Origin of the sequence: Streptomyces sp. NPDC002463, assembly GCF_042889835.1 — a bacterium.
Lineage (GTDB): Bacteria > Actinomycetota > Actinomycetes > Streptomycetales > Streptomycetaceae > Streptomyces > Streptomyces nymphaeiformis.
In genome coordinates, this window is sequence record NZ_JBIARL010000049.1 from 1 (window position 1) to 10354 (window position 10354).

Annotated in this window: 10 protein-coding genes and 2 pseudogenes; 8 read left to right on the top strand and 4 right to left on the bottom strand. The window is 66.3% G+C overall.

All coding sequences use genetic code 11. The features are described from left to right. Positions 1–231: 231 nt before the first annotated feature. The gene (locus ACFYX3_RS41690) at positions 232–858 is read right to left on the bottom strand and encodes a hypothetical protein (protein WP_389025326.1); all 627 of its coding nucleotides are present in this window, start codon (positions 856–858) and stop codon (positions 232–234) included. A 238-nt stretch (positions 859–1096) separates the two neighbouring features. On the opposite strand from ACFYX3_RS41690, the gene ACFYX3_RS41695 reads away from it, so the two are divergent. From ACFYX3_RS41695 to ACFYX3_RS41705, 3 genes and pseudogenes are all read left to right on the top strand, one after another. Further along, entirely contained in the window at positions 1097–1222 is a 126-nt protein-coding gene (locus tag ACFYX3_RS41695) for a hypothetical protein (protein ID WP_389025328.1), read from the top strand. A 213-nt stretch (positions 1223–1435) separates the two neighbouring features. Beyond that, positions 1436–2170: an SOS response-associated peptidase gene (locus ACFYX3_RS41700; protein WP_389025330.1), complete on the top strand. Its 735-nt coding sequence runs from the start codon at positions 1436–1438 to the stop codon at positions 2168–2170. 100 nt (positions 2171–2270) lie between these two features. Continuing rightward, positions 2271–3115: pseudogene (locus ACFYX3_RS41705) on the top strand (transposase); the annotation flags it as partial. A 22-nt stretch (positions 3116–3137) separates the two neighbouring features. On the opposite strand, the gene ACFYX3_RS41710 reads toward ACFYX3_RS41705, so the two are convergent. Continuing rightward, the gene (locus ACFYX3_RS41710; protein WP_389025332.1) at positions 3138–3488 is read right to left on the bottom strand and encodes a hypothetical protein; all 351 of its coding nucleotides are present in this window, start codon (positions 3486–3488) and stop codon (positions 3138–3140) included. A gap of 808 nt (positions 3489–4296) precedes the next feature. Between ACFYX3_RS41710 and ACFYX3_RS41715 the strand changes: the two genes are divergently transcribed. Continuing rightward, positions 4297–4968, top strand: a complete 672-nt coding sequence (locus tag ACFYX3_RS41715) for a multiprotein-bridging factor 1 family protein (protein WP_389025334.1) — start codon at positions 4297–4299, stop codon at positions 4966–4968. A 182-nt stretch (positions 4969–5150) separates the two neighbouring features. Beyond that, on the top strand, positions 5151–5597 hold the full coding sequence (locus ACFYX3_RS41720) for an Imm1 family immunity protein (protein WP_389025338.1): 447 nt from the start codon (positions 5151–5153) through the stop codon (positions 5595–5597). Between the two features lie 62 nt (positions 5598–5659). Here the strand turns inward: ACFYX3_RS41720 and istB are convergent, their stop codons facing one another. Both istB and istA read right to left on the bottom strand, forming a co-directional pair. After that, positions 5660–6448 (bottom strand): IS21-like element helper ATPase IstB, encoded by a 789-nt coding sequence (gene istB / locus ACFYX3_RS41725; protein WP_389025340.1) that lies wholly within the window; start codon positions 6446–6448, stop codon positions 5660–5662. A 17-nt stretch (positions 6449–6465) separates the two neighbouring features. Continuing rightward, the gene (gene istA, locus ACFYX3_RS41730) at positions 6466–8082 is read right to left on the bottom strand and encodes an IS21 family transposase (protein WP_389025342.1); all 1617 of its coding nucleotides are present in this window, start codon (positions 8080–8082) and stop codon (positions 6466–6468) included. 385 nt (positions 8083–8467) lie between these two features. Here istA and ACFYX3_RS41735 point away from each other — a divergent pair, with 385 nt between their 5' ends. The 3 genes and pseudogenes from ACFYX3_RS41735 to ACFYX3_RS41745 form a co-directional block, all read left to right on the top strand. Further along, entirely contained in the window at positions 8468–8722 is a 255-nt protein-coding gene (locus ACFYX3_RS41735) for a DUF6332 family protein (RefSeq protein ID WP_389025336.1), read from the top strand. 39 nt (positions 8723–8761) lie between these two features. Beyond that, positions 8762–9561 (top strand): IS5 family transposase gene (locus tag ACFYX3_RS41740; protein WP_389025344.1). Its coding sequence is split into 2 segments (ribosomal slippage): positions 8762–9097 and positions 9100–9561, totalling 798 coding nucleotides; the frame shifts between segments, so codons are not numbered across the junction. A 138-nt stretch (positions 9562–9699) separates the two neighbouring features. Then, positions 9700–10354: pseudogene (locus ACFYX3_RS41745) on the top strand (transposase); the annotation flags it as partial.

Sequence of the window (10354 nt, forward strand, 5' to 3'; positions counted from 1 at the left end):
ACCTCCCTCAACGGCGCGGGAGCCCTGTGCGTTGCGGTCCTCATCCTGACTCGGCCTGGGTCACTCGATCAGTGGCCACTCTGAAAGAGCTCAGTCGGTGAAGAGGTCCAGGGCGGGGCCGGCGAACGCATCCTCGTCGCTGTCGTCGAAGAGATGGGTCAGCCGTAGCACCATGGCGCCGAACAATCGGCGGGACGGCTCAGGATGAGTGCGCAGAGCCGCTGCGGCCGCCTAGGTCTCCTGGTCGCGACGGTGGGCCAGCAGGATGGTGGCATTGCCCCATGCGGTGTGGTCCTGGTCGTGTTTCAAGGAGCGCGCCATCAGCTCCTCGAAGGAGGTGCGGATGCCCAGCAGCTCCTCCAGGCGCGTGAGGATTGCCGCGTGCCCGTCGCGAACGGTCATCCCTCCGAGGGAGTGCTCGTCGATGCTGTAGTACTCGTCGTCCTGAACCCGGGCACGGACAAGAGCGTCCTGGGAGCCCGTACGACGCCGCAGTTCGGTTTCGACCCCCGTCTCGAGCCAGCGGTGCGCGAGATCCCGCATGGCCAGGAGCTCGGACTTGCTGCACGTGTTCCGGACCCTGTCGTCCAGGAGCGCCTCGAACAGCGCGGGCGAACCGGAATCCACCGCTGCGGGCAGTGACAGCAGTGCCTCCGGTTCGCACCGGCCGGGGTCGGCGCCGTGATCGAGCAGCAAGTGGGCGATGGCTCCCGAGTACGTCTCGACGGCCAGGCAGAACGCGGAGTCCAGCAGGCCGGAACCATCGTCTTCCAGAAGCAGGCTCCTCACCAGGGCGGTATCTCTGGCCCGGACCGCGCCGATCAGGGGAGGATCACCGTCCGCTGCCCCGCTACCCATGCTCCCTCTCCCCCCGTCGCGCTTCCGCAGCCCGTGAAGTCTAGGGGAACCGGGCAGGCGGAACGCGGTCCCGGCACCGCGCTCAAGCGGGCTGAAGGCAGACGGTCCCGGGTGTGGGGAGGCGGCCGCATGACGCCGTCGCAGGCCCCGGGACCTGAACCGAGCGAGACGGCACCGGGCACCCAGGACGCAGCGGTCGACGGCATCGTGGTTACGACGCTGCAGGACGGTACCGTTGGTGAGACTCGTCGAGTTCGCGCCCGGTGCCACGTTCGGTGAAGAGCTCCACCACACGAAGGAGATCCTCTACGTCCTCGAGGGGAGTTCCGCGACGGCGAGCGCGTCCACCCGGCGGGAACCCTGATCACCGCGAACGAGGGCAGCGCCCACCGGCCGCAGTCCAGGACCGGCTGCCGAGTCCTGGCCCCCGCTCGACGGGGCGGGCACCCGACCCGCCCGGTGTGGCCCCTTCACGACGTGCCAACCAATACCTGCCCGGCGGCACCCGCTGTTCCGAGCCATGAGCGGCCCTCCACGTCGTCGTCCCGTCCTGAGAGTTCCGTGACACAGTGGCTTCATGTGCGGCCGTTACACCTCGACTCGCAGTCCTGAGGACCTGACCCGTCTCTTCCAGGTCACCGACTGGCGCCCCGACGAGACGCTGGTGCCCAGCTGGAACGTCGCGCCGACCGACGAGGTCTACGCGGTCCTCGAACGCGCCCGCCGGGACGACGGAGACGAGGTGCGCCGTGAGCTGCGTGCACTCCAGTGGGGCCTGGTGCCGTCATGGGCGAAGGACCCGAAGATCGGCTCCCGGATGATCAATGCCCGAGTGGAGACCGTGCACGAGAAGCCCGCCTACCGCCGTGCCTTCGCCAAGCGCCGCTGCCTGCTGCCGGCGGACGGGTTCTACGAATGGAAGCCGATGAGGGACGAGGCGACGGGCAAGACCCGCAAACAGCCCTACTTCATCCACCCCACCGACGGGCAGGTGATGGCCATGGCGGGTCTGTACGAGCACTGGCGCAATCCCGACATCACCAGCGACGACGACCCCGACGCCTGGCTGACGACCTGCACGATCATCACCACCGAGGCCACCGACGCGGCCGGCCGCGTACACCCCCGCATGCCCCTCGTCCTCGCCCCGGAGCACTACGACACGTGGCTCGACCCCCACCACCGCGACACCGACGAGCTGCGCGCCCTGCTCACCCGGCCCGCGGACGGACGGCTCGACGCACGGCCCGTCTCCACAGCAGTCAACAACGTCCGAAACAACGGAGCCCACCTCCTCGACCCCTCCACCTGATCGCGCTGCCTCACCTTGCAGGGAAACTGCCGCTCACGCCCCGATCGTTCACCCGGCCAGTACGGCGCTCACCCGGGCCAGGAGGTTTCCCGGCAGGGCGAAGTCAATCGCTAAGTCCAAGCCGGCCGAGCACGGCCTGCCGTTCTCAACCTGGAGTCTGGCCAAGCCGGCCGACTTCCTGGTCGCCGAGGGGGTGGTCGACGACATCAGCCACGAGGGCCTTCGGGTCCTTCCCCGCGAGGAGGGAGTCTCCTTTCAACGCGTGAAGACCTGGAAGGCCTCGGAGGACCCCGACTACGAGGCCAAGAAGGCCAGGGTTGAGCACCTCTACGCCATTGCCGACGGCGAAGTCATACCCGAGCCTGGCGAGCCCGAAGTCGTGTACTGCATGGACGAGTTCGGCCCCCTCAACCTCCATTCCCATCCCGGACGGCAGTGGGCCGAACGAGGCGGCAAGCACAAGGACCCCGAGCGGGAGCCCAGGCCGAGGCGACGGGCAACCTACACCCGCCCCCACGGAGTGCGGCACCTGTTCGCCGCCTACGACCCGGGCAGGAACAAGCTCTACGGCCGCATCAAGAAGACCAAGACCCGCTCGAAATTCCTGAGTTCTGCCGCTACCTGCACAGCCTCCACCCGGCCGACATACACATCGCGATCGTGTGCGACAACTTCTCCCCGCACCTGACCACCAAGCGCTGCCGCCGGGTCGTGGACTGGGCCGAGGCCAACAACGTCGAGATCGCCTACACCCCGGCCAACAGTTCCTGTCTCAACCGCATCGAGGCCCAGTTCACCGCCCTGCGCTACTTCACCCTCGACGGCACCGATCATGCCAGCCACAAGGCCCAGGGCAGCATGATCTGCCGCCACATCGTCTGGCGGAACAAGAACGCCGCTGACGAGCGCCTCCGGCGCATCGTCGCCCACACCAACGTCGCCTGAACCGAGTGGGGCGACCGCTCACTCATGCTCCTGGAAGGTATGCGCCCTGGGACTGAGGGTCCCAGATGACAAGGCGGAACTCCGATGCGAGCTCCTCAATCGCCTTGAGTGCTGCGTCGCTCCGCGAGGAAAAGCTCAGGTTCATTACTACGTGATCGATCCCGATCGCCAGCGGCGTCGATGTCCATGGCGACTCCGTGGAGTAAGGCGGGCGGTCCGGGAAATGATCACGCAGCCGTTCATAGAACCCGACCACCCGCTCATCCAGCTCACCCTCGCCGTGCTGACCGGAGGTGCACCGTTCGAACATCGCGCGCGCCGCCGCAGCGTCGGCTGATTTGTCCATCGCAAGAACCGCAAGATCGAAGCTCACGGGGCTATCTTTCACCTCGCCCCATCGGTGCGACGCACCGGGCCAACGATGCCTGATACAGCACTAGCACTGCACCGGCCTGCGAGACCACCCGACCACCGGTGCCCTCCACGCGGATACGCGGGAATGACCCGATCCGCCTACTCATCTGGGAAGTGCCTTCGACAACAGCGAGAACAAGAGCCTCGACAATCCTCATTGTTGCTGGGCAGAGACACTTTTTGTCTACCTGGCCACCCGTCGGGCAGGTCGGGGCGCGTGTTCAGGCGCGGCGGTCACAGACCGTCATAGCTGCTGGCCACGACTGCAAGGGCGACCACGCCCGCCACGCTGGCCAGACTGCACAACAGAAAGGCCACACGCGCCGCCCATTGACCGCCCCTGATGCGCCGAGCGCTCCTCAAGCCACCAGTGGAGAACGCCAGGCCCAGGAATGCGACCGGCAGAGCCGGCGCCCAGAAGGCCCAGGTCCATGCAAGTCCGACAAGTAGCAGTCCTGCACCAAGTGCCCCCGCGGGCAAGATCCACGGGTTCGGTTCACGGCGATCAACACTCAGGTCCATCAGCACATCCAACCCGAGGGTCAGTGCGTGCCACAACCACGACCAGGCTACTCACTTGACAGGGGACTCCGATCGAGGTCACAGGGGAACCGAGAGAATCCCTGTTTGCCCTGATCAGGTGTCGCTTCTGCCTCGCAGCTATCCACCTACAGCCCAGTCGATGAAAGTACGAGGCTAGTGCCGCGTCAGACAACGTTTTCCTGGTAGCGAGAGCTTGCTTTGTCGACTGGTGGGAGAGTGCGGGCATGGAGATTGCCAACCGCACGCTGACGGTGGACGTGATCGCGGCACTGACGTACTGGCCCGGCGTCATCTGGGGCGGTCAGAAGAACCCTCCGGACCCGGTGGATCTCACTGTGCTGCCTTCCTTCTTCAACGAGGTGCTGCAGGAACTTCCCTGGTGGAATCGCGACTGGCAGATCAGCCACGTCGAACCCGGCCTTCCTCTGGAGATCGACAGTGATCATCACGGTCACCTTTCAACGTTCACGGAGGTGGCAGTGCCGGGCGCGGTCGGTTCCGGCGGTGGCGAAATCCTGCCTTTCATCGCGAAGGTCGGATTTGCTGGTGACCAACTGACCCGGTTTCAAGCCAAGATCGGCGACGTGGCCCTCGGTCCTGCCGTCGCCCCAGCTGGACAGCCGGAGCCACATCCGTTCGCAAGGGTGCTCACCGGGTTGATGGACCTGCGCGGGATTCCGGTCCGGGCGATGGCAAGGGAAACCGCACGATCGATGTCCACCATCCACATGCTTCGCAACGGAAGACGCAACCCAGACCCCCTTCTCGCCCAGGAGATCGCCAAGGTTCTGGGCATTGGCTGCGTAGGTGACAGCGGAGAGCATTTGTCGGCGAGTGCCGAGAGCACCGATGTGGTTTCAGCGCTCTCGATATCAGTGAGAAGCGAGAACGCCTAGAGCTGCTCGCCGGTCGCGGAAGGTCCTATCTGGCCGTGCGAGGCAGTGACTGTCTGTGGTTTGATCACGAGGCTGCCGGGACTGGACAGCAGTTGTCCGCCCCGGGGAAGGGGCGGGTTTTCGCCAAGGGAGTCCTGCTGGTGGCCGACAGTCGACTGGAAGCGCGCTATCGCCGTGCAAACATGCACACCCCCGTTCTCCTCTCTACCGAGGACGACGTGGACAGCCTCATCGACGCACTCCAGGCAGGACCGCCTTTCCATGACGCGGCGCATCTCGTGTCAAGAGCCCGGCCTATGACCTGGTCCGGCTTTCCGGATCATGAACTCTATGTCGGCGTCCGCAAAGGCGGCCAGGTCGGGGCCCTGATGCTTTCAACCCCTGAGACTGGCTTGGTCGCTTCTGTAGGGGGTCTGAGCTCACGAGACGGCGTCGTGTACCACGTTGCCGAACACTGGACGGAGTTCCCCTCCGACTCGGAGATCCCGTTGGGTCTCGTTCGAAGTGCCGTCAAAGAGTTTCTGCGCTCGGGTGGCTGTGTCCCCAAGTGCGTCGCCTGGAAGCCAATCGAAGCGGCTGCTGAAGACTCGGGTGACAGCGAGGACCCATGGGGTTCGTCCAACGGCTGAACACCTGGTCAGGCAGCGCCGGGGATCACGCAACAAACTGTCAGAGTCCGTGCGGGTGCAGGTCAGCTGACCGCTTGCTGTTCGGCGCGGGCTCGGGTGGTGGCGAGGCGGTAGGAGTCGGTGCCGGTCTCGATGATGTTGCCGCCGAAGGTGAGACGGTCGACGATCGCCGCACAGAGGCGGGGGTCGGTGAAGGTCTTGGTCCAGCCCGAGAAGGACTCGTTGGAAGCGATGGCGACGCTGTTCTTCTCCTCGCGTTCGGTCAGGACCTGGAAGAGGAGTTCGGCGCCGCGGCGGTCGAGTTCCATGTAGCCCAGTTCGTCGATGCAGAGCAGGTCGACGCGGCCGTAGCGGGCGATGGTCTTGGTCAGCTGCTTCTCGTCGGCGGCTTCGACCAGCTCGTTGACCAGTTTCGTCGCCAGCACGTACTTGACCCGGTAGCCGGCCATCGCGGCCTCGGTGCCCAGCGCGATCAGCAGGTGCGACTTACCGGTGCCGGAGTCGCCGATGAGACAGAGCGGCAGACCCTTCTTGATCCATTCGCACTTGGCGAGGGTGTGGACCATGGCCGGGTCGATGTTGGGGTTGGCGTCGCAGTCGAACTTGCGCAGCGACTTGTCGCGGGGGAAGCCGGCTGCTTTGATGCGCCGCTCGGAGCGGCGGCGGGCCCGGTCGTCGCACTCGGCCAGCAGGAGCTCGGAGAGGAAGCCGAGGTAGGACATCTGCTCGCGGCCGGCGGTTTCGGCGAGCTCGGGGAACTGGGACCTGATGGTGGGCAGCCTCAGCATCCGGCATGCCTGGTCGATCGCCGCCGTGGCGGCCTGCTCGGTGAGTCCTCGCTGGCGGGGCATGGACACGCTGTTCTCCTTCAGAGGGTGGGGCGGTCGCGGCGGAGCCGCAGGAGCTGGTCGTAGTGAGCGACCGACGGCAGAGGCCGTTTGTCGGGTGGCAGGCGGGCCCGGACGGCAGCCGGCAGCGGGGCGATGCTGGTCCGTCCTCCTGTAGCTGGTTCCGGGTCCTCGGCAGGGACAGCGTCGGCGTCTGCTGCCTTGCGGGCTTCAAGAGCGACGGCGTCCGCCGTCAGCGCCCCGGTCCTGAGGGCGGCGGCGAGTCCGGTGACCAGGTGCTCGTGCGGCAGGTGCCGGCCGAGGAGGAGGACCTCGATGAGCGCGCGGGTGCCGTCCCGCTCGCCGTGGGCCTTGACCGCCGCGTCCCACCAGGCGTCGTGGACGGGAGTGAACCGGCCCGCGGACCGTGCCTGGTCGAGCGCGGTCGCTCCCGGCAGAGCGCCGGGCTTACGCACGAGAGCTTCCAGGTAGTGGTCCAGTTCGAGGCGGGTGCCGCCCTTGGCGATCAGCCGCTCATGCCGGGCGACCTCGTCCCGCCCGTCATAGACCACCAGCTCAGAGGCGTGCAGCATCGCGCGGACGTTCCGGCCGATCAGCCGGACCGGCACCGAGTAGCGGTTGGTGCGAACGCTGATCTGGCTGTAGCGGTCGACCCGCAGCGTGAAGAGCCGACCCGTCTCGAAGGGCTCCTGCGGCAGCGGCGCCAGCAGCGGCTGCTCGGCCGCGAAGTACTCGCCGATCGTGCGAGGGCGGGACCTGATCCGGCGGGCGTCGTCCTCCTGGTCCCAGCGGTCGATCATCGTGTTGAGCTCGGCGAGCGTCGCGACCTCAGGCACCGGAACAAGATGGTTGCGGCGGAACCAGCCGATCTGACCCTCGACCCCACCCTTCTCGTGGGCGCCACGGATTCCTGGCTGGCAGTAGAGGGCCTCCAGGCCGTAGTGGGAGCGGAACGCGGTCCAGCGCTCGGCCTCAACGCGATGCCGGGAGAAGCCCAGCACCTGGGCGACCGCGGCCCTAAGGTTGTCGTAGCGGACCTTCCCGGTCGGCACCCCGCCCAACGTGTTGAGAGCGTGGACGTGGCCCTCGAAGAACGCCTCCTGACCCGCCGAGGCGAAGATCCGGTGGACGGCCTTGCCCGAGTACGACAGCCGGAACGCGAACAGGTAGCAGGTCACCAGCTCGCCGGCCAGCCGCACCGTCACGTCGCCGAAATCGACCTCCGCCTCCGCTCCGGGCTTGTGCGTCTGCGGGACGAAGGCTTCCACCACACCTCGCCCGGCCTGGACCCGGATCTCCTCACGCCGGTCAGCGACGTAGCCACGGACCATCTGGTACGAGATCTCGTCCGCACCGTGCTCGTCCAGCAGCCGCTCGAAGATCCGCTTCACCGTGTGCCGCTGCTTGCGCGGCGCATCCAGGTCAGTCCGCAGCATCTCGTCGATCAACGGCTTGTACGGATCCAGCCGCGTTGCCCGCGGCGGAAGCTTCTTCCGCGGCTCCGGCCAGGCCGACGTCAACGCCTTCTGCACGGTCAGGAACCCGACACCGTACTTCCGCTGAAGAGCACGGATCGACAGATCAGCCTTCGCATCACGACGGATCGCCGCGTACAGATCGACCTTGGACTTCGGCAGCACCCCGGCCCCCTCGTCGTGCAGAGCACAACCATGGTCCCGAAGCAAGCATCCAGGCGCTCTCGAAACTCAGCGACATCACTCTCCCGTGGAAGAGGGCGCTCTCGGCGCTGAGCTACAGGTGCTCTCGTAACTCACCAACAAAGCCAGGGCATGTCCGAGCAGACGTCAGAGTCATCGCTGGACTCGACGACGGTAGTACCCGGTAGCTGACAGGCGGCGGTGTCACGATGCGGCGTTGGCGCTGCGTCAAGCGACGTTCGCCCTGTCGATCACGGCGTGGAGGCGCTTGTCGGCGGCGTGCCCGTTTAGAAGCCATCTCAATTGGTTGGCACGTCTCAGCGATGCCTTTCGATGCGCTTGACCGTGATGTGAGACTTGCGGGATGGACATGGGACGTGAGTCGCGGTGGGAGAAGGACGCCATAACGGTGGAGATCGTTTTCGCTTTGGTGACTGCCGTCGCGCTGGCTGCGGCAGTCTTTGCCGTAGCCCTGCTTCCTGCCCTGGCTCTCGGGGTCTCTAGTCCAGGGGGAAAGGCCACGCTGGCAGGGGGTGTCCTGCTTGGAGCGTCGGCCGGAGTGTCGCGTTTGGTGCGGGTGCTGCTCCGCTTCGACGCGCAGCGCCGTAAGGGGCGCTGACTGCGGGTCTCCTTCGGTCGGTAGCCTGCCGACGTGGGGATTGTCGAACGGCTGGTGCCTGACGAGTTGTGGGAGTTGTTCCAGCGGGTGGTGCCGGATGCTCCTGTCCGGCCTCAGGGCGGTGGCCGACGTCGGCACGGCGACCGGGAAGTACTGGCGGCGATCGTGTTCGTGGCCACGTCGGGCTGCACGTGGCAGCAGCTGCCGACAGTATCCTTCGGCTTGTCAGGGGCGACGGCCCACCGGCGGTTCAGTGAGTGGTCGAAGGCCCGGGTGTGGGCGAAGCTCCACCGCGTGGTGCTCGACGAGCTCGGTGCCCGCGGAGAGCTGGACTGGTCACGCTGTGCGATCGACTCGGTGAACATGCGGGCCCTGAGAAGGGGGAACTGACAGGTCCGAATCCTGTCGACCGGGGTAAGTATGGGTCGAAGATCCACCTGATCACCGAGCGGACCGGTCTGCCCATTTCCGTCGGAATTTCCGGTGCCAACCTCCACGACAGTCAGGCCTTGATCCCGCTGGTGAAGGGCATACCCCCGATCCGCTCCCGTCGCGGGCGACGCAGACGCAAGCCCGGCAAGCTCCACGCCGACAAGGGCTACGACTACCGCCACCTGCGACGATGGCTCTCCGGCCGAGGTATCCGACACCGCATCGCCCGTAAAGGCGTCGAGTCCTCTCAGCGGCTCGGACGGCACCGGTGGACCATCGAGCGCACCATGGCCTGGCTCGCCGGCTGCCGACGACTCCACCGACGCTACGAACGCAAAGCTGACCACTTCCTTGCCTTCACCAGCATCGCCTGCACCCTCATCTGCTACCGCAGACTCACCAAATGAGATGACGTCTTAGCCAGATGATGTAGCGGCTGATGTAGCGGCGAATCATGTTGCCCTGGGCCTTGTGGGTGGAGTGGTCGAGGGCGAAGTGGGACTGTAAATCGTTCGGTGTAACTCCCGACCATGGAGGATGCGTCGATGACCAGTGAGAACGTGACCGAGGCCGAGACGGCAGGGCAGTCTGAACCGCAGCCGGCGAAGGTAGTGCACGACCGGCTGATCGACGAGCTGGTGTCCCGGGCCCAGGCCGAAGGTTTGCAGCTGACCGGCGAGGGCGGGCTGCTGCAGCAGCTGACGAAGCGGCTGCTGGAGTCCGCCCTGGAGGGCGAGATCACCGATCACCTCGGCTATGACAAGCACGATCCGGCGGGGAAGAACGGCGGGAACTCCCGCAACGGGACCCGGGCGAAGACCGTGCTGACGGACGTCGGTCCGGTGGAGATATCCGTGCCCCGCGACCGGGACGGCTCGTTCTAGCCGAAGATCGTCAAGAAGCGGCAGAAGCGCCTGACCGGGGTGGACGAGATGGTCATCTCGCTGTCCGAGAAGGGACTGACCACGGGCGAGGTCCAGGCCTACCGGGCCGAGGTCTACGGCGCCGAGGTCTCGCGCCAGACGATCTCCACAGCCACCGACAAGGTTCTCGAGGACATGGCCGAGTGGCAGAGCCGCCCGCTTGACCCGGTCTGTCCGGCGGTGTTCATCGACGCGATCCACGTGAAGATCCGCGACGGTGCCGTCGCCAACCGGCCCCTCTACGTCGCCCTGGCCGTCACCGTCGAGGGCCGGCCCG